Genomic DNA, 18,463 nt, shown 5'->3' on the forward strand with positions numbered 1-18,463 from the left:
TCCGCGCGATGGACGACAAGCAGATCCGCGACCGCATCACCGACATGGTCGAGCAGGAGCGTGCCTTGCGCGACCGACTTGCGCAAGGCGCGCTCACCACCGACGAGGAACACGGGCGGCTCGCCGAGGTGGAGGCCGAACTGGACCGGTGCTGGGATCTGCTGAGGCAACGTCAGGCGCTGCGCGACGCCGGCGCGGATCCGGAGACGGCCGCGGCGCGTCCCGCGCGCCAGGTCGAGGGCTACCAGCAGTAGCTCCGCGCGGCCCCGCTTCGCCCGTCGCGAACAGCCCCGTGCGCGGGAGTCGAACCGGTCCCGCGCGTCGTTAGGGTGAGGGTGGCCGCCGTCGCGGCGGTCACCCTCCAGGAGAGGACGGATGGGCTTATGGCAGGACCGGCGACTGCATCGTTGGGGTTCACCGCGACCACGCACACCCTCGGCAACGGGCTCCGCGTGGTGCTCTCGGAGGACCACGTCGACCCCGTGGCCGCCGTCTGCCTCTGGTACGACGTGGGTTCACGGCACGAAAGGCCCGGGCGGACCGGGCTCGCGCACCTCTTCGAGCACCTGATGTTCCAGGGTTCGGCCAACGTGCACGGCAACGAGCACTTCGAGTTCGTGCAGTCCGCGGGTGGTTCGCTCAACGGCACCACCAGCTTCGAGCGCACGAACTACTTCGAGACGATGCCCGCGCACCAGGTGGAACTCGCGCTGTGGCTGGAGGCGGACCGCATGGGCGGGCTGCTGCAGGCGCTCACCGAGGAGAGCCTGGACAACCAGCGCGACGTGGTCAAGAACGAGCGCCGGCAGCGCTACGACAACGTGCCCTACGGCACCGCGTGGGAGCGGCTCGTGGCCATGGCCTTCCCCGAGGGCCACCCGTACCACCACATGCCGATCGGCTCGATGGCCGACCTGGACGCCACCTCCCTGGAGGACTGCCGGGCCTTCTTCCGGACCTACTACGCGCCGAACAACGCGGTCCTGGCGATCGTCGGAGACGTGGACCCGGAGCAGACGCTGGCCTGGGTGGAGAAGTATTTCGGCACGATCCCCGCGCACGACGGCAAGCCGGTGCCGGCCGACGGCGCGCTGGCGCCGGTGATCGGCGCGGAAGTGCGCGAGACGGTGCACGAGGAGGTCCCCTCGCCCGCCCTGATGGCCGCCTACCGGATGCCGGCCGACGGCACCCGGGGCGCCGACGCGGCCGACATCGCGCTGACCGTGCTGGGGGAGGGGGAGAGTTCGCGGCTGAACACCCGCCTGGTGCGGCACGACGAACTCGCGGTGTACGCCGGGGTCGGTCTGATGCGGCTGTCCGGGACCGCTTCGGTGGCCATGCTCGATGTCAAGGCGTCCGGTTCGGGTGCGGTGGCGGCGATCGACGCGGCGCTGGCCGAGGAGTTCACCCGGTTCGCCGAGGAGGGCCCCACCCCGGCCGAACTCGAGCGCGCGCAGGCCCAGTTGGAGCGTGCCTACCTGGACACGATGGCAACCGTCGGCGGTCGGGCCGACGAACTGTGCCGCTACGCGACGCTGTTCGGCGACGCGAACCTGGCGTTCACCGCGTTGGATCGGCTGTTGGACATCACGGCCGAGGAGGTGCGGGCGGTGGCCGCCGAGCGCCTGGTGCCGGACAACCGTGCGGTGCTCGTGTACGAACCGACCGACGACGCGGACGAGAACGAGGAGCAGGTCGCGTGACCCAGACCGGCGAGATGGTGTTCCACCCGCGCCCCGGCGCGGGAGCGGCCCGCGAGTGGACCTTCCCCGCGCCCGAGCGCTCGGTGCTCGGCAACGGCCTCGCGGTGTTGCGGGTGGACCGGCCCGGACAGAAGGTGGTGGCGGTCGAGCTGGTGCTCGACTCGCCGCTGGCCGCCGAGCCGACCGAGTGCGAGGGCGTCGCCACGATCATGGCGCGCGCGTTCACCGAGGGCACGGATCGGATGGGCGCGGAGGAGTTCGCCGCCGAACTGGAGAGCTGCGGCGCGACGATCGACACCGACGCCGACCACCCGGGCGTGCGGGTCGCGCTCGACGTGCCGGCCTCGCGCCTGGAGCGGGCCCTGGGGCTGCTCGCGGACGCGGTCCGGGCGCCGGCCTTCCCGGCGGCCGAGGTGGACCGTCTGGTGCGCCAGCGGCTGGACGAGATCGTGCACGAGATGGCCAGCCCGCCCCGGCGCGCGGCGTTCGCGCTGAACGCGACGCTGTTCGACGACGCGGTGCGGCTGTCCCGGCCGCGCGCGGGCACCGCGGAGAGCGTCGCGCGGGTGGACCGGGCGGCGGTGTGGGACTTCTTCACCGCACACGTGCGCCCGCAGACCGCCACCCTCGTGGTGGTCGGCGACTTCGCCGGCGTGGATGTCACCGGCGTGCTGGAGCGCACCATCGGCACGTGGAGCGCGTCGCCCGCCGAGCCCTCGCGGCCGGGTCCGGTGGTGGCCGACGACCACGCGCGCGTGGTGATCGTGCACCGCGCCGGCAGCGTGCAGACGCAACTGCTGGTCGGCCGGATCGGCCCGGGCCGCGAGGACGCCTCGTGGCCGGCGCTGACCATCGGCACCTACTGCCTCGGCGGCACCCTCACCTCGCGCCTGGACCGGGTGCTGCGCGAGGAGAAGGGCTACACCTACGGCGTGCGGGCGGCGAACCAGTCGCTGCCGAACGGCTCGCTGCTCGCCATCCACGGCTCGGTGGAGACCGACGTCACCGGACCGGCCGTCGCGGACCTGGTCACCGTGCTGCGCACACTCGCCGCCGAGGGCCTGACCGACGGCGAGCGGGACGCGGCCGTGCAGAGCATCGTGGGGGTCGCGCCGCTGAAGTACGTGACGCCGCGCGCGGTGTGCGACTCGCTCGCCGACATGGCCGCCGAGCGGCTGCCCGACGGCTATCTGCCCGAGCTCTACCTGAAGCTGGCCGACGTGGCCACCAAGGACGCCGCCGAGGCGGCCACGCGCGGCTTCGATCCCGCGCGCCTGGTGGCGGTGCTCGTCGGTGACGCGGACAAGATCCGCGAGCCCCTGGAAGCCCTCGATCTGGGACCGGTCACGGTCGTCGAATAGGGCGCCGCGGCGGTGGGCGGATCACAACGGTCGGCCCACCGCCAACCGGGATCACCCCGGGCACTTACGGTAGACCCATGACTCAGCCGTTGCCGGGCGCCGGGCCCGGAGAGACGACAGCCATCCCGCCGGTCGACAGACCCGACGGGAAAGAAAGCGAACCGAACGTGCGCCTCGGTGTCGGACTGACCACCGCGGACGTCGCGGAACGGGTCGCGCGAGGCGACGTCAACGACGTCCCCGTGCGGTCGAGCCGATCCACCACCGAGATCGTCAAGGCGAACGTCTTCACCCGGTTCAACGCCGTCATCGGCGTGCTCTGGCTGATCATCCTGTCCGTCGGGTCGGTCAAGGACGGTCTGTTCGGCTTCGTGATCATCGCCAACACCGGGATCGGCATCATCCAGGAGATGCGCGCCAAGCGCACCCTGGACCGCCTCGCGGTGATCGGCGAGTCGAAGCCGGTGGTGCGCCGTGACGGACGGGCCATTGCACTGTCCCCGTCCGAACTGGTGCTCGACGACGTGATCGAGCTGGGTGCGGGCGACAAGGCCGCCGTGGACGGTGTCGTGGTCGAGGCCGACAACCTCGAGATCGACGAGTCGCTGCTCACGGGCGAGGCCGACCCGGTGATCAAGCGCCCGGGCGACCCGGTGATGTCCGGCAGCTTCGTGGTGGCCGGCAACGGCGCGTTCACCGCGACCCGGGTGGGTCGCGAGGCGTACGCCGCGCAGCTGATGGAGGAGGCCAGCAAGTTCACGCTGGTGGCGTCCGAGCTGCGCAACGGGATCAGCACGATCCTCAAGTACGTCACCTGGATCCTCTTCCCGGCCTCGATCGCGCTGATCATCAGCCAGTACCGGCTGGAGGACACCACCTGGCGCGAGGCGGTGACCCGGATGATCGCGGGCATCGTGCCGATGGTGCCCGAGGGCCTGGTGCTGCTCACCTCGCTGGCCTTCGCGGTCGGCGTGGTGCGCCTGGGTCGCAAGCAGTGCCTGGTCCAGGAGTTGCCCGCGATCGAGGGCCTGGCCCGGGTCGACGTGGTGTGCCTGGACAAGACCGGCACGCTGACCGAGGGCGGGATGAACGTCGCCGAGGTCCGCGAGCTGGCCGAGGGCCTGCCGGTGCGCTCCGCGCTCGGCGCGCTCGGCACCACCGAGCCCCGGCCGAACGCGAGCCTGGCCGCGATCATCGACGAATGCCCGGCCGAGCAGGGCTGGACCTCGGTGGAGAGCGTGCCGTTCTCCTCGGCGCGCAAGTACAGCGGGGCGACCCTCGAGGTGGCCGGCGCCCGTGCCACGTGGCTGATCGGCGCCCCCGAGGTGCTGGTGACCACGCAGGCGCACGGCGACCTGCTGGGCGAGGCCGAGCGGCTCGGCGCGCAGGGCCTGCGGGTGCTGCTGCTCGTGCGTACCGACGCCTCCCTCGCGGACACGGTCGACGCGCTGGTCGGCGGCCCCGACGGGGCCGATGTCGTGCCCGCGGCGCTGGTCGTGCTGGAGCAGCGGTTGCGGCACGACGCGGGCGCGACGCTGGACTACTTCGCCGACCAGGGGGTGGCCGCCAAGGTCATCTCCGGGGACAATGCGATCTCGGTCGGCGCGGTGGCCGCCAAGCTCGGCATCAAGGGCGCCGACCACCCGGTGGACGCCCGGACGTTGCCCACCGACCAGAACGAACTGGCCGACGTGCTGGAGGCCAACACGGTCTTCGGCCGGGTCACCCCGCAGCAGAAGCGGGACATGGTCGCCGCCCTCCAGTCGCGCGGCCACAACGTGGCGATGACCGGCGACGGCGTCAACGACGTGCTCGCGCTCAAGGACGCCGACATCGGCGTGTCGATGGGCTCGGGCAGCGAGGCCACCAAGGGCGTCGCGCAGATCGTGCTCCTCGACAACAGCTTCGCCACGCTGCCGTCGGTGGTCGGCGAGGGCCGGCGGGTGATCGGGAACATCGAGCGGGTCTCGAACCTGTTCCTGACCAAGACCGCCTACTCGGTGCTGCTGGCCATCCTGGTGGTCATCGCCAACGTGCCGTATCCGTTCCTGCCGCGGCACCTGACGCTGCTCGCCTGGTTCACCATCGGCACGCCGGCGTTCTTCCTGGCGCTGGCGCCGAACAAGGAGCGGGCCCGGGCGGGCTTCGTCAAGCGGGTGTTGCGCTACTCCGGACCGTCCGGCGTGATCGCGGGTACCGCGACGTTCACCGCGTATCTGCTGGCGCGTTCGCACTACGGGGCGACGGATGCCACGCGTACGGCGGAGACCTCGATTGCGACGCTGACGCTGTTCCTGGTCGGCCTGTGGGTGTTGGCGATCATCGCGCGGCCGTACACGTGGTGGCGGATAGCGCTGGTTCTGGTGATGGGCGCGGGATTCGCCTTGGTGCTGACGGTGCCGTGGTTGCAGCGGTTCTTCGAACTCAAGCTGGTCGGTACGCAGATGCCGTGGACGGCGGTCGGGTTGGCGGTCGTCGCGGGGCTGCTGCTCGAGGTGGTCGCGTTCTGGAACAAGCGGCGATTGGCGCTGGAGGTCGCGGCGGCGGGGGCGCCGTCGGCGTCGGCGTGATGGGGTGACGGGCGTGAGCGGCGCCTCGGTTGCTTGGTGATTTGGGGCGGCGCTGTTCGGTGGGGGCTTTGCGGCGGCTTGTGAGGGGGTGGGGCGGCAGGCGGGTGGGCGGAGTCGTGGGTGAGTGAAGCGCGGGGCGGGGTCGTGTCGGCGGCGTTGCTTCTTGTTGGGCGCTTCGCGCCGGCTCGCGAGGCACCACTTTTCTGCTCCCCCGCTTCGCTCCTCCGTAGAAAAAGCGGCCCCTCGCTCGGGGCTGCGCGCCCCTCCGCTTCGCTCCGGGTCACCCAGCCCGAGTTCTGCGGCTCCGCCGCTCTCCGCGCTTCGCGCGTCGATCACGCGGGCGGCCCGGGTCGGGGGGCGCTGACGCGCCTTGGGGGCGCTTTGCGCGGAGTGGGGGAGGGCTGGGTAGTGGTGGGGCGGTTTGGGGGGCTGCTTCAGGGGGCGTGGCGTTCCGTCAGGGCCAGGGTTGTGCCGAGCAGGGCCGAGCCGGTGGCCAGGGTTGCGATGAGGGCGCGGTGGCCTTTGGGGAGGGTCTTGGCGTGTCCTGCGGTGATCAGGACGTCGCCCAGGTCGGCTGCGGCGGCCATCAGGGCCCATAGGCGGATCGGTTCGCCGCGTGCTGCCGTGACCATGGTTCCGAGGCCGAGGGCCAGGTCGCGGCCGCCCAGGGCGCGGGCGAATACCAGCGCTCCGACGCGGTCCGCGTCGTCGCCGATCCAGGGGCGGGCCACCCGGGGCGGGTCGAGCAGCGCGACCACCCCCAGTGCCGTACGGGCGCCACCCCAAGCCAGCGCCGCCGCGCGCCCGAACCGGTCGAAGTCACCTGCGGTAATCGTCACATCCGGCACGGTATCGCTCCCACGGCACTTCAGCGGCGGGCCATTTCCTGCATTAGCCTCACCCTGCCGAACACACGCACCGGCAACATCGAGCGAGCGGCGCCGGCGTGACGTCCCGTCACGCGTCCACGGGGGTGGAAGACGGCGCCGGGTCGCCACACGGGGATGGAGAACCAGTTGTACCTGCGTAAGCCTGCCCTCTCGGGACTGCTCGTCGCCGCGTCCGTCATCGCTCTGTCGAGCGGCTGCGGTCTGGCCGACAAGGTCAAGGGTGACGACGACAAGAAGAAGGATCCGGCCACGGCCGCGCCCCAAGCGGGCGGCAGCACGGGGAACACGACCGGAGGCGCGACCGGCGCCCCCGCCACGGCACCCGGCGGGGGCAAGGGCACCGCGCCGGCGACGGCGCCCGGCACCACCAAGCCCGGCGGGACCGGCAACCTCGACCCCAAGGCGTTCTGCGAACTGCTCACGCCCGCCGAGCTCAAGGGCGTGCTGAACACCGAGGTCACCCGCACCAAGAACGACGACACGCTGCGCACCTGCCGCTACTACGGGCCCGGCGACTCCGGCCTGGTGACCCTGCAGTACTTCCTGCGCAGCAGCAAGGGCGCCGACACGCCGGAGAGCGTGGTGGCCAAGAACGAGGTGTCGAAGTACGGCAAGCCGATCACCGACCTCGGCGCGTTCCCCACGCTGTACGTGCCGGGCACCGGCAGCTACCCGGCGCCCAGTGTCCCCGAGGTCTACTTCGCCAAGACGCACGGCGACGTGATCGTCGACATGCACGTCAGTCTGTCACCCGCCGCGAAGGATCTGCCGCGCGCGCAGCACATCGCGATCGCGAAGATCATCGCCGACAAGATCTGAGCCGCCGCGCGGGGGCCGGGCTCGGCTCGGCCCCCGCGCGATCCCGGTCGTTCGTACCCCCGGGTCAGCTGCCCTTGAGCTCGGGGAAGTCCTCCTCGAACCATTCCAGGGTGCCGCGCGAGGCCAGATCCTCGTCGTGCAACTCGCGCTCGCGACCCCGTAGTTCGACCCGGCGGATTTTGCCGGAGATGGTCTTGGGCAACTCCGCGAACTCGATCCGGCGCACCCGCTTGTACGGCGAGAGCGCCGCGCGCGCGTGCCGCAGGATCGACAGCGCCGTCTCCCGGGTGGGCTCGTGCCCCGGGGCGAGCACCACGTACGCCTTGGGTACCGCGAGCCGGACCGGATCGGGCGAGGGCACCACGGCGGCCTCGGCCACCGCGTCGTGCTCGATCAGTACGCTCTCCAACTCGAACGGCGAGATCCGGTAGTCGGACGCCTTGAACACGTCGTCGGAGCGGCCGACATAGGTGATGTAGCCGTCCGCGTCCCGGGTGCCGACGTCGCCCGTGTGGTAGAAACCGTCGCGCATCGACTCGGCGGTGCGCTCCGGGTCGTCGAGGTAGCCCGTCATCAGACCCAGCGGGCGCGCCGCCAGTTCGAGGCAGATCTCGCCCTCGGCGCCGGTTTCGGTGACCACTTCGCCGGAGATCGGGTCGACCAGCGCCACCGTGTATCCGGGCAGCGGGCGGCCCATCGACCCCGGACGGACCTCCTGCCCGGGCGCGTTGCCGATCTGCGCGGTGGTCTCGGTCTGCCCGAAGCCGTCGCGGATGGTCAACCCCCAGGCGGCCCGCACCTGTTCGATCACCTCGGGGTTCAGCGGCTCGCCCGCGCCGATCACCTCGCGCAGTGAGGTGCGCCACGCGCCCAGGTCCTCCTGGACCAGCATCCGCCACACGGTCGGCGGCGCACAGAACGAGGTCGCCCCGCAGCGCACCATGGTGTCCAGCAACGGGCGGGCGGCGAACCGCTCCTGACGCACGACCAGGATCGTGGCGCCGGCGTTCCAGGGGGCGAAGAAGTTGCTCCACGCATGCTTGGCCCAGCCGGGCGAGGAGATGTTCAGGTGCACGTCGCCGGGCCGCAGGCCGATCCAGTACATGGTGGACAGGTGCCCGATCGGATAGCTCGCCTGGGTGTGCCCGACCAGCTTGGGCTGCGCGGTGGTGCCGGAGGTGAAGTAGAGCAGCAGCGGATCGCTCGCGGCGGTCGGCCCGTCGGGTGCGAACGGGGCGTCGGACTCCCGCGCGTCGTCGAACGACAGCCAGCCCTCGGTCGGCTCGCCCACCACGATCCGGGTCCACTCGCCCGGCACCTCGGCGAAGCCCGCTGTCACCGCCGACTCGGCGATCACGTGCGCGACGCCGCCCCGGGTGACCCGGTCGGTCAGGTCGGCCGGCGCCAGCATCGTGGTGGCCGGGATGATCACCGCGCCGAGCTTCATCGCGGCCAACATCGCCTCCCACAACTCGACCCGGTTGCCCAGCACGAGCAGGATCCGGTCGCCGCGCCGCACCCCGCGCGCCCGCAACCACCCGGCGACCCGGTCGGAACGCCGGGACAACTCGGCGAAGGAGACCTTGGTGTCGGTGCCGTCCTCGGCCACGATCCACAGCGCGGTGGTGTCGTTGTCGCGCGCGATCGCGTCGAACCAGTCGAGCGCCCAGTTGAATTCGGTGGGGTCGGGGCGCGGGAAGTCCCGGCACGCGGTGGGCTGATCCTCGCGGTGTTCGAGCAGGAAGTCGCGCGCAGCGCGAAACGCCTCGGTCGCACCCGTCGTCATCGCCGAATTCCTCCGTCTGTCGTGTGGTCTCGCTGTACCGCAACACGGCGTCGCCCGTGCAGAAACGCACCCTCGCATCACCCGTTCGAGCGGTCAACGACCGAGACCGGGCCATACGCGTTGACCGTCCGGCGCGGGGCGGCCAGACTCCCCGGGGACACGGAACGAAGCGCACAAAGATGATCTTGATCTGACATTCGGGACCGTAATTGACAGAGAGTACGGCGCGATCCGGCCCACGCGTGCTCGTCCTGGCCGACGACCTCACCGGCGCCAACGCCACCGCGGTGCGCTTCGCCCGGCGCGGGATGCGCACGCTCGTCACCGGCGGGCCGCCGCGCACGTGTGTCAGCGCCCCCGACGTGCTCGTGCTCGACCTGGCCACCCGGCACCTGCCCGGTGTCCAGGCCGCGCGCCGGGTCGTCGCGGGCGCCTCGGTGTTCCCGGACACCCCGCTGGTGGCCAAGCGGGTGGACAGCACGCTGCGCGGCAACCCGGGCGCGGAGACCGCCGCTTTGCTGCACGTGCTGGACGCCCGCCCGGGGCCGCCGGTGCGGGCGCTGGTGGTGCCGGCCCATCCCGAGGCCGGTCGGACCACCGAGGGCGGCGTGCACCGCGTACACGGCGTGCCGATCGCGGACAGCGAGGCGGCCCGCGACCCGTTCCACCCGGTCAGGTCCTCCTGCGTGCTCGGTACGTTCGCCACGAGCGGGCACACCGTCGCGCACATCCCGCTCGACGTGGTGCGCGGCGATCGGCCGGCGCTGGCCCGTGCCCTGGGCGATCCGGGCGCGCGGATGCTGGTCTGCGACGCGATCACCGACGCCGACGTGGAGACCCTCGCGCTGGCCGCCGCGGCCCTCGCGCTGGAGGGGGATCTGCGCTGGTTGCCGGTCGACCCCGGACCGTTCGGCGCGGCCCTGGCCGGCGCGCTGGGCACGGTGCCCACCGGCCGCCCGGTGCTCGGCGTGGCCGGCAGCCTGAGCCGGCTCAGCCGGGAGCAGATCGCGCAGACCCAGCGCTGCCTGGACGCGCGCTGGCTGGACGTGGGCGACGCGCCGGACCCGATCCGGCTCGCCGCCGACCTGGTCGCGCTGGCCCGCACCGGCGCCGCGCTGGCCGGGATCCGCACCCGCATACCCGATCGGGTCGACCCGGTGATCGCCGCCCGCCTGCCGGTGCTGCTCGGCGAGGCGGTCAAACGCGCGCTGGCCACCGCGCCGTTCGCGGGCGTGTACGCCACCGGCGGGGACATCGCGGGGGCGGTGTGCACGGCGCTCGGCGCCGACGGGCTGGCGGTGGAGACCGAGGTCCAGCCCCTGGTGGTGGCCGGCCGCCTGGTCGGCGGAGCGCACGACGGGTTGCCGTTCGCGGCCAAGGGCGGTCTGGTCGGCGACGCGGACGCGGCGGTGGCGTGCGCGCTGCACCTTCGGATGAGTTCCACCGTCACGGCGACGACCTCGCCGATGCCGATCACGACCGGGGAGAGAGACGATGGATCACGCCGGTAACCCGATGGACCACGCCGGCGACCCGCCGCCCGTGGTGGCGCTCACCCTCGGCGATCCGGCCGGGATCGGCCCGGAGATCGTCGCCCGCACCCTGGCCGACTCGGGGCTGCCGCGCATCGCCCGGTGTGTCGCGGTCGGCGACGCGGCGGCGCTGCGGCGCGGTGCCCGGGCCTGCGGCCTGGAGATGAAGGTGCGCTCGATCGACACGGCCGGGATCGGGACGCGGCCGGAGTCCGGGGTGGTCGACATCCTGGACACCGCCACCGTGACCGACGCGGAGATCGCCGACACGATGCCGTGGGGCCGGGTCGGCGCACCCGCCGGCGCCGCCGCGCTCGCCGCGATCCGGCTCGCGGTCCGGGCCGCCGAGACCGGCGCGGTCGACGCGATCGCGACCGCCCCGATCAACAAGGAGTCGATCTGGGCGGCGGGCGCCGGGCAGTTGGGCCACACCGAACTGCTCGGCGAACTCACCGGCGCCGCCCACTCCGACACGATGTTCGTGGTCGGCGGCCTGAAGATCTTCTTCACCACCCGGCACGCCTCGCTGCGCACCGCACTCGACCTGCTCACCCCCGAGCGGGTGGACGCGGCGATCACGGCCGCGCACCAGGCACTGCGGGTGTTCGGCGACGAGCCGGACCCCGTGCTCGCGGTGGCGGCGGTCAATCCGCACGGCGGCGAGGGCGGCGCGTTCGGCGACGAGGAGATCGAGGTACTGGCGCCCGCCGTGGCCCGGGCCCGGGACCGCGGCCTGGCCGTGGTCGGCCCCATCCCCGCCGACTCGGTCTTCCACCAGGGGCTGCGCGGGCGCTGGGCGGGGGTGTTGTCGCACTTCCACGACCAGGGCCACATCGCGGCCAAGACCTTCGACTTCGACGGCACCGTCTCGGTCACCGTCGGGCTGCCGATCCTGCGCACCTCGGTGGACCACGGCACCGCGTTCGACATCGCGGGCACCGGCGTCGCCGAATACGCGTCGATGCGCGAGGCGGTGCGCACGGCCGCGCGGTTCGCGCCCGCGGTGCCGCGCCTGCGGGCGACCTGGCCCCGGGTGGTCGACCCGGCCGGGTGACGAACGTACCCGGCACGCCGTCCGGTGACGATCGACCCCGGGCGCGGTCAGGTGATGGTCAACGCCCTCGCGATCCGCGCGGCCAGGTCGGCGTTGCCCAGGATCAGCGCGATGTTCGCGGCCAGGCTCGCCCCGCGGGTCTCCCGATGGAAGAACTCCAGCAGGAACGGGGTGACCGCCTTGCCGCGCACCCCGCTGTCCGCCAGCGCGGCCAGCGCCCGCTCCAGCACCCGATCGTGCAGGTCCGGATCCATCTGATCGCCCCGGGGCACCGGATTGGCCACCACCACGGCGGTACGACCCAACCCCAGCGCCTCGTGCGCGCGCACCACGTCCGCCACCTCGTCGGCGGTGTCCACCCGCCACTCCAGGCGATGGCCGGAGTCGGCCAGATAGAACCCGGGGAAGGCGTGCGTACCGAAGCCGAGGACCGTGACGTTGAGCGATTCCAACCGCTCCAGCGTCGCGCCCACGTCCAGGATCGACTTGACCCCCGAACACACCACGGTCAGCCCGCACCCGGTCAGCGCGATCAGGTCGGCCGACTCGTCCCAACTGTCCCGGGCCTGGCGATGCACCCCGCCCAGGCCGCCGGTGGCGAAGACCCGGATCCCGGCCTGATGCGCCAGATGCGCGGTCGCCCCCACGGTGGTCGCGGCGTGCCCGCCCCGCGCGGTGACCGGCGCCAGGTCCCGGATCCCGGCCTTGAGCACCTCCCGGGAGCCGGCCACGAATTCGAGCGTCTCGGCGTCCAGGCCGATCGACGGGCGCCCGTGCACGATCGCGATCGTCGCCGGCACCGCGCCCGCGGCCCGGACCCGCCCCTCGATCTCCCGCGCGATCCGCAGATTCTCCGGCCGCGGCAGCCCGTGCGCGATGATCGTGCTCTCCAGCGCGACCACCGGCCGGCCCGCGGCCAGCGCGTCGGCGACCTCCGGCAGAATCCGCAAGCCGTTCACCGGAAGGACGCTACCGGGCGCGAGCGGCAGCGGGGTGGCATACGCGCCGGGACGTGCCGGTTCGGCCTCGCCCCGACGCTCCGATACTCCGATGATCATGGCAATTCACCGTTCCACCCCGACGCGGGGTCAGCGCCGGGGCTGGTACAGCACGGCCGCCCAGCCATCCGGGCCGCTCACCCGGACCCGCACCTCGTGCGGCCCCTCGACCGGCTCGCCCACCGTGAACCCGCCCTCGCGCAGCGGCGCGAGCGCCGCCTCCAGGTCGGCGACCTTGACCATCACCGAGGCCGCGTCGCCCTCGCGGTCGGTACCCGCCAGCGCCAGCCGGCCGCCGGCCACGTCGAACTGCGCCCAGCGCTCCCCGTCGACGAAGGTCGGTTCGGCCCCGAGCACGGCGGTCATGAACCGCACCGCTGCGGCCATGTCGGCGACGGGGAAAGCGGCGGACAGGCCCTTGGCGGACATGGGTTGCCTCCTGGAGTGAGACCGGGAACGGTATCTGATGGTCTATCAGGCGTGCCGGACACCAACCGAGTCGGGGCGCCTCGAATCCGCCGGTGGCACGACACAGGGGTTAGCCTCGCAAACGTGGAGCCCACCGACACCGCAGGTCCGCCGCCGAAGCCCCCCGAGCACTGGGAGGCCGACGTCGTGCTGCGCGACGGCGCGACCGCCCACGTGCGCCCCGTCGGCCCGGACGACGCCGGTCGCCTCGTCGACTTCTACGCGCGCGTGTCCGCCGAGTCGAAATACCTGCGCTTCTTCACCCCCTACCCCCGCCTGTCCGACCGCGACGTGCGGCGCTTCACCACGCACGACTGGGTCGACCGGGTGGGCCTGGGGTTGTTCGTCGACGACGAGATGGTGGCGATCGTGCGCTACGACCGGATCGGCCCCGACGGCCGCTCGGTGCGCACCGGTCCGCAGGGCCGCTCGTCCACCGCCGAGGTCGCCTTCCTGGTCCAGGACGACCAGCAGGGCCGCGGCGTCGGATCGGTCCTGCTCGAACACATCGCCGCGGTCGCCCGCGAACGCGGCATCCGACGCTTCGTGGCCGACGTACTGCCCTCGAACCGGCGCATGGTCACCGTGTTCACCGAAGCCGGCTACACCCAGCAGTCCGCGTTCGAGGACGGCGTGGTTCGACTCAACCTCGAACTCGCCCCCACCGAGACCTCGCTCGGCGTGATGCTCGGGCGCGAACACCGGGCCGAGGCACGCTCGATCGCCCGCCTGCTGACCCCCCGATCGGTCGCCGTGATCGGCGCCGGCCGGCGCGAGGGCACGGTCGGCCACACGCTGTTGACCAACCTGCGCGCGGGCGAGTTCACCGGCGAGATCTACGCGGTCAACCCGAAGGCGGGCGGCGAGCCGATCGACGGCGTGCCGACCTACGCGTCGGTGTCCGACATCCCCGGCGACGTGGACCTCGCGCTGGTCGCCGTCCCGGCCGACGCGGTACGCCGGGTGGTCGACGAATGCGGCCGCAAGGGCGTGCACGGCCTGGTCGTGGTGTCCTCCGGCTTCGCCGAGACCGGACCCGAGGGACGCGAGCGCCAGCGCCGCCTGGTCCGCGCCGCCCGCCGGCGCGGCATGCGGGTGATCGGCCCCAACTGCCTCGGGGTGCTGAACACCGACCCCGATCTGCGGGTCAACGCGAGCCTGTCGCCGCGGATGCCGCGCCGCGGCCGGGTGGGCATGTTCGCCCAGTCCGGCGCACTCGGGATCGCGATCCTCGAATCCACCGTCGGTCGCGGGATCGGCCTTTCCACCTTCGTGTCCGCCGGCAACCGCGCCGACGTCTCCGGCAACGACCTGCTCCAGTACTGGGAGGACGACCCGGCCACCGACGTGGTGCTGCTGCACCTCGAATCGATCGGCAACCCGCGCAAGTTCACCCGCCTCGCCCGCCGGATCTCGCGCACCAAACCCGTGGTCGCGGTCAAGTCCGGACGGCACAGCCAGGGCATCCCGCTCGGCCACGTCACCCGCGCGCTGACCCTGCCCGACGCGGCCGTCGACGCGCTCTTTCGCCAGGCCGGCGTGATCCGCGTGCCCACCGTCGCCGAACTGTTCGACGTCGGCCAACTGCTCGCCTACCAACCCCTGCCCGCCGGCGACCGGATCGCGATCATCGGCAACTCCGACTCGCTCGGCCTGCTCACCCAGGACGCCTGCGCGAGCGCGGGCCTGCGCCCGCTGCGCCCGGTCGACCTGACCACCGGCGCCACCGCCGACGACTTCCGCGCGGCGCTCGCCGACGCGCTGGCCGACGCCGAGACCGACGCGGTGATCACCGTGTTCATCCCGCCGCTGACCACCTCCGGCGACGAGGTCGCGAGCGCCATCGCGGAGATGGCCGGGCAGGCGGCGGAGATCGGCAAACCGCTGCTGACCACCTACCTCGCACACGAGGGGCTGCCCACACAGCTGCGCCGGCTGGACGCCGACGGCGTGCCCGCGTTCGGCTCGGTGCCCTCCTACCCGGCCCCGGAGAACGCGGTGCGCGCGCTGGCCGAGGTGGTGCGCTACGCCGCGTGGCGCCGGCGGCCCACGGGCCGGGTGCCCGAACACGCCGAGGTACGCACCGACCAGGCCCGCGCGCTGGTCCGGGCCCGGCTCGGCGGCGCGGACGCGGTCGGCCTGTCGCCGGCCGACGCCGCCGAACTCCTGGACTGCTACGGCATTCGGCTGCGCCCGGCGGTGCGGGTGGACAGCGAGGACGCGGCGGTGCGCGCGGCGGCCGAACTGGGCTATCCGGTCGCGCTCAAGACCATCGCCGAACACCTGCGCCACCGGGTCGACGTGGACGGCGTGCGCCTGGACATCGGCGCCGAGGCCGGACTGCGTCGGGTGTTCCGCGAGTTGACCACCCGCCTCGGCGGCCCGGACCAGGCCCGGCTCGTGGTGCAGTCGATGGCGCCGCACGGGATCGCGACGGTGCTCGGGCTCACCTACGACGAGTCGTTCGGCGCGGTGTTGTCCTTCGGCCTGGCCGGACCGGCGAGCGAGCTTTTGGGCGACGTGGCCCACCGCCTGGTGCCGGCCACCGACCAGGACGTGGCGGATCTGGTCCGCGAGGTACGGGCGGCGCCGATGTTGTTCGGGTATCGCGGCGCCCGACCGGTGGACGTACCCGCGCTGGAGGACGTGCTCCTGCGCCTGTCCCGGCTCGCCGACGACCTGCCGCAGGTGACGTCCGTCGAGCTGAACCCGGTGGTGGTGGCGCCCGAGGGCGCACACGTGCTGGGTGCGCGAATCCGGCTGTCCCGCCCACCGGCGCGCACCGACCTGGGCCCGAGGGCATTGTCGCGGCCGTAGCGCCCGAGGTCGCCCGGACGTCCCGTGGTTGCCCGGAAATGTGGAACCGCCGCCGTACTCACATGCCACCCCGAGCTGTGGCACCTACGTACGGCGGCGGCTCCGGGCCGGATCCGCTCCGCGGCATGCCCCTCCGCGCCTACCCTCCACATGGCTGCGCATTTCATGCCGTTCACGCTGTCCGGACCGAGCCGCCCCGCGCCGGTCGTTTCCCCGAGTGTCCCCGGCGATGAGGCGGTGTCACTCGTCCCCCCGCCCGGGGGCACGAGTGTCGCGAGAGATCCGCCGGTGCCACCGTCTGCACGGCGCGTCCCTGTTGCCCCGGCCGGGTCTCTCGAGAGATCAGTCAACCCCGCCGAACCGTCGAACGGGAGGGCGCACGAAAGGCGCACGGTGGCGATCCGTAGAGGGCGCCCCAACGGTGCGCATCCACCTCACCCGTTCGGTCCTGTCATTACGTCGACAAACCGTCACCATTCGGCAACGGCCGGTATCCGACCCGATCTTCGGACGAGGTGGATGGCGCACGGGTGCCCTCGGAGGTGCCAGGATGGGGGGTATGGCTAAGACCACCACCTCGACCCAGGGGCTGCGCACGGCCATCGAGCGCAGCGGTTACTACCCGAGCCTCGTTGCCGACGCGGTCGAGTCCACGATCGGCACCGAGCCGGTCGACGCTTTCCTGGTGCACCAGGAGACCACGTTCGATTCCAATGAGGTCCGCCGCCACATCACCGTTCTGGTGCTCACGCCAGGCCGATTCCTGGTCAGCCACACCGACGAACACGCACCCGACGACACGTCGCCCACGCCCTACGCGACCACCTCCACCGAGACCGTGCGGATCGACCGACTCGAGTCGGTCGTGGTCAGTCGGGTCGTGGGCAACCCCGCCGAATATGTTCCGGGGGCCCCGCCGCGCGAAGCCGTGCTCACCATCGGCTGGGGCGCGGTCGGCCGCATCGACCTCGAACCGGCCGGGTGCGCCGACCCGAACTGTGAGGTCGACCACGGCTACACCGGCTCGTTGACCGCCGACGACCTGTCGCTGCGGGTGAGCGAGGCCGCCGACGGCCCCGAGGCGGTGGAGCGTACGCTCACCTTCGCCCGCGCGCTGTCCGAGGCCGTGGCCGGCATCAACCAGTGAGCACCTCCGTCTGGCTCGACGAGCAACCCCCGGTCCCGCTGCCCCGCTACGGGGCCGGGGCGCTGTGCGACCTGCTGCCCTCCATAGCCGCCTCCCTCGGCATGCCGGGGGAGCGGAACATCCTCGGCCTCGCGCCCGCGCGCGCCGCGTGCGTGTTCCTGATCGACGGCCTGGGGTGGGAGTTGTTGCGGGCGCATCCCGTCGAGGCGCCGTATCTGCACTCGCTCCTGGCCGGCTCGTTCGCCGGCAGCGGCACACCGCTCACTGCGGGCTTCCCGGCGACCACCGCGACCAGCCTCGCGTCGTTCGGCACCGGGCTCACCCCCGGTGTGCACGGCCTGGTCGGCTACGCGGTGGCGGTGCCCGGGGAGAACCGGCTGATGAACCAGCTGCGCTGGGTCGGCGACATCGAACCCCGGGCGTGGCAGCCGTATCCGAGCGTCCTCGAACGCGCCGCGGCGGCCGGGATCACCGTCGCGCAGGTCAACGACACCATGTTCGAGCACACGCCGCTGACCAGGGCGGCGCTCGCCGGCGGGCGCTACTTCGGCGCCGAGTTCGGTGCCCCCAGGATCGAGGCGGTACACCGGCAGTTGGCGCAGCCGGGCCCGGTCCTGATCTACACGTACGCGAGTGAGCTGGACCGCGTCGGGCACGGCATGGGCGTCGACTCGCCCGAGTGGCGCGCGGAGTTGCGCCGGATCGACGGGGTGGTGCGGGCGATGGCCGAGGGGATGCCCGCCGACTCGGTGTTGTACGTCACGGCCGACCACGGCATGGTCGACGTCGCCGCCGAGCAGCGGGTCGACGTGGACGCCGACCCCGGCCTGTCCGCCGGAGTGGCCCTGCTCGGCGGCGAGGCGCGCGCCCGGCACGTCTACACCCGACCCGGCGCGACCCGGGACGTGTACGCGATCTGGGACGACATGCTGGGCGACCGGATGTGGGTGGTCACCCGCGACGAGGCGATCGAGTCGGGCTGGTTCGGGCCCAAGGTCGAGGACCGGGTCCGCGAGCGCATCGGCGACATCGTCGCGGCGGCCTTCGGCGACGTCGCGGTGGTCGCCTCCCGGCGCGAGCCCGGCGAGTCCCGACTCACCGGCGTGCACGGCTCGATGACCGCGGCCGAACAACTGATCCCGCTGCTCGAAGTACGGAGTTAACGCCCGCGCGCCGGATTCGGCGGGCGCGGCTCGTCGGCGAGCGCGGCTTTTCCATAGGCAAAAGGGGCGGCCCCCGGTGGGGGTCGCCCCTTTGTGCCGAATCGCCGTCGGTTCAGGCCTGGTTGCGCTTCTTCTGCACAACGAGCGCGACACCC

General features: G+C 72.7%; 14 protein-coding genes. 10 read left to right on the top strand and 4 right to left on the bottom strand.

The window, feature by feature from the left end; translation table 11 throughout:
* Positions 1 to 8 precede the first annotated feature (8 nt).
* The 4 genes from ACFXKZ_RS03855 (at position 9) to ACFXKZ_RS03870 (ending at position 5,634) form a co-directional block, all read left to right on the top strand.
* Positions 9 to 254 carry a DUF2630 family protein gene (locus tag ACFXKZ_RS03855; protein WP_379996044.1) on the top strand — a complete coding sequence of 82 codons (246 nt, stop codon included), beginning with the start codon at positions 9 to 11 and terminating at the stop codon, positions 252 to 254.
* A 129-nt stretch (positions 255 to 383) separates the two neighbouring features.
* Complete coding sequence (locus tag ACFXKZ_RS03860) at positions 384 to 1,703, top strand: M16 family metallopeptidase (RefSeq protein ID WP_379996046.1); 1,320 nt, start codon at positions 384 to 386, stop codon at positions 1,701 to 1,703.
* Positions 1,700 to 3,064 (top strand): M16 family metallopeptidase, encoded by a 1,365-nt coding sequence (locus tag ACFXKZ_RS03865; protein WP_379996048.1) that lies wholly within the window; start codon positions 1,700 to 1,702, stop codon positions 3,062 to 3,064. Before ACFXKZ_RS03860 ends, ACFXKZ_RS03865 begins: the two co-directional genes overlap by 4 nt.
* Before the next feature lie 77 nt (positions 3,065 to 3,141).
* Positions 3,142 to 5,634 carry an HAD-IC family P-type ATPase gene (locus tag ACFXKZ_RS03870; protein WP_379996050.1) on the top strand — a complete coding sequence of 831 codons (2,493 nt, stop codon included), beginning with the start codon at positions 3,142 to 3,144 and terminating at the stop codon, positions 5,632 to 5,634.
* Between the two features lie 434 nt (positions 5,635 to 6,068).
* Here ACFXKZ_RS03870 and ACFXKZ_RS03875 read toward each other — a convergent pair whose 3' ends face one another.
* Positions 6,069 to 6,473 carry a hypothetical protein gene (locus ACFXKZ_RS03875; RefSeq protein WP_379996052.1) on the bottom strand — a complete coding sequence of 135 codons (405 nt, stop codon included), beginning with the start codon at positions 6,471 to 6,473 and terminating at the stop codon, positions 6,069 to 6,071.
* 165 nt (positions 6,474 to 6,638) lie between these two features.
* Here ACFXKZ_RS03875 and ACFXKZ_RS03880 point away from each other — a divergent pair, with 165 nt between their 5' ends.
* The gene (locus ACFXKZ_RS03880; RefSeq protein ID WP_379996055.1) at positions 6,639 to 7,343 is read left to right on the top strand and encodes a hypothetical protein; all 705 of its coding nucleotides are present in this window, start codon (positions 6,639 to 6,641) and stop codon (positions 7,341 to 7,343) included.
* A gap of 64 nt (positions 7,344 to 7,407) precedes the next feature.
* Here the strand turns inward: ACFXKZ_RS03880 and ACFXKZ_RS03885 are convergent, their stop codons facing one another.
* On the bottom strand, positions 7,408 to 9,129 hold the full coding sequence (locus ACFXKZ_RS03885) for an AMP-binding protein (protein WP_379996057.1): 1,722 nt from the start codon (positions 9,127 to 9,129) through the stop codon (positions 7,408 to 7,410).
* Positions 9,130 to 9,338: 209 nt separating this feature from the next.
* On the opposite strand from ACFXKZ_RS03885, the gene ACFXKZ_RS03890 reads away from it, so the two are divergent.
* Positions 9,339 to 10,640 (top strand): four-carbon acid sugar kinase family protein, encoded by a 1,302-nt coding sequence (locus tag ACFXKZ_RS03890; protein ID WP_379996059.1) that lies wholly within the window; start codon positions 9,339 to 9,341, stop codon positions 10,638 to 10,640.
* On the top strand, positions 10,624 to 11,715 hold the full coding sequence (gene pdxA, locus ACFXKZ_RS03895; protein WP_379996062.1) for a 4-hydroxythreonine-4-phosphate dehydrogenase PdxA: 1,092 nt from the start codon (positions 10,624 to 10,626) through the stop codon (positions 11,713 to 11,715). Before ACFXKZ_RS03890 ends, pdxA begins: the two co-directional genes overlap by 17 nt.
* 47 nt (positions 11,716 to 11,762) lie before the next feature.
* On the opposite strand, the gene ACFXKZ_RS03900 is transcribed toward pdxA, so the two are convergent.
* Both ACFXKZ_RS03900 and ACFXKZ_RS03905 read right to left on the bottom strand, forming a co-directional pair.
* Positions 11,763 to 12,773 carry a pseudouridine-5'-phosphate glycosidase gene (locus tag ACFXKZ_RS03900; RefSeq protein WP_379996064.1) on the bottom strand — a complete coding sequence of 337 codons (1,011 nt, stop codon included), beginning with the start codon at positions 12,771 to 12,773 and terminating at the stop codon, positions 11,763 to 11,765.
* 30 nt (positions 12,774 to 12,803) lie between these two features.
* The gene (locus ACFXKZ_RS03905; protein WP_379996066.1) at positions 12,804 to 13,142 is read right to left on the bottom strand and encodes a VOC family protein; all 339 of its coding nucleotides are present in this window, start codon (positions 13,140 to 13,142) and stop codon (positions 12,804 to 12,806) included.
* 123 nt (positions 13,143 to 13,265) lie between these two features.
* On the opposite strand from ACFXKZ_RS03905, the gene ACFXKZ_RS03910 reads away from it, so the two are divergent.
* The 3 genes from ACFXKZ_RS03910 (at position 13,266) to ACFXKZ_RS03920 (ending at position 18,308) form a co-directional block, all read left to right on the top strand.
* Positions 13,266 to 15,998: a GNAT family N-acetyltransferase gene (locus ACFXKZ_RS03910; RefSeq protein ID WP_379996068.1), complete on the top strand. Its 2,733-nt coding sequence runs from the start codon at positions 13,266 to 13,268 to the stop codon at positions 15,996 to 15,998.
* A 559-nt stretch (positions 15,999 to 16,557) separates the two neighbouring features.
* Entirely contained in the window at positions 16,558 to 17,145 is a 588-nt protein-coding gene (locus ACFXKZ_RS03915; RefSeq protein ID WP_161365428.1) for a DUF5998 family protein, read from the top strand.
* Positions 17,142 to 18,308, top strand: a complete 1,167-nt coding sequence (locus ACFXKZ_RS03920) for an alkaline phosphatase family protein (protein WP_379996070.1) — start codon at positions 17,142 to 17,144, stop codon at positions 18,306 to 18,308. The genes ACFXKZ_RS03915 and ACFXKZ_RS03920 overlap by 4 nt, the downstream gene beginning before the upstream one ends.
* The last annotated feature ends 155 nt before the right edge of the window (positions 18,309 to 18,463 follow it).

Origin of the sequence: Embleya sp. NPDC059237, from assembly GCF_042754105.1 — a bacterium.
In the GTDB taxonomy this organism is placed as follows: domain Bacteria; phylum Actinomycetota; class Actinomycetes; order Streptomycetales; family Streptomycetaceae; genus Embleya.

Coding starts and splice junctions, on each gene's coding strand:
- ACFXKZ_RS03885 (WP_379996057.1), bottom strand. CDS start 9,129: ATGACGACGGGTGCGACCGAGGCGTTTCGCGCTGCGCGCGACTTCCTG.
- ACFXKZ_RS03905 (WP_379996066.1), bottom strand. CDS start 13,142: ATGTCCGCCAAGGGCCTGTCCGCCGCTTTCCCCGTCGCCGACATGGCC.
- ACFXKZ_RS03880 (WP_379996055.1), top strand. CDS start 6,639: ATGGAGAACCAGTTGTACCTGCGTAAGCCTGCCCTCTCGGGACTGCTC.
- ACFXKZ_RS03860 (WP_379996046.1), top strand. CDS start 384: ATGGCAGGACCGGCGACTGCATCGTTGGGGTTCACCGCGACCACGCAC.
- ACFXKZ_RS03900 (WP_379996064.1), bottom strand. CDS start 12,773: ATGATCATCGGAGTATCGGAGCGTCGGGGCGAGGCCGAACCGGCACGT.
- ACFXKZ_RS03855 (WP_379996044.1), top strand. CDS start 9: ATGGACGACAAGCAGATCCGCGACCGCATCACCGACATGGTCGAGCAG.
- ACFXKZ_RS03870 (WP_379996050.1), top strand. CDS start 3,142: ATGACTCAGCCGTTGCCGGGCGCCGGGCCCGGAGAGACGACAGCCATC.
- ACFXKZ_RS03915 (WP_161365428.1), top strand. CDS start 16,558: ATGGCTAAGACCACCACCTCGACCCAGGGGCTGCGCACGGCCATCGAG.
- pdxA (WP_379996062.1), top strand. CDS start 10,624: ATGGATCACGCCGGTAACCCGATGGACCACGCCGGCGACCCGCCGCCC.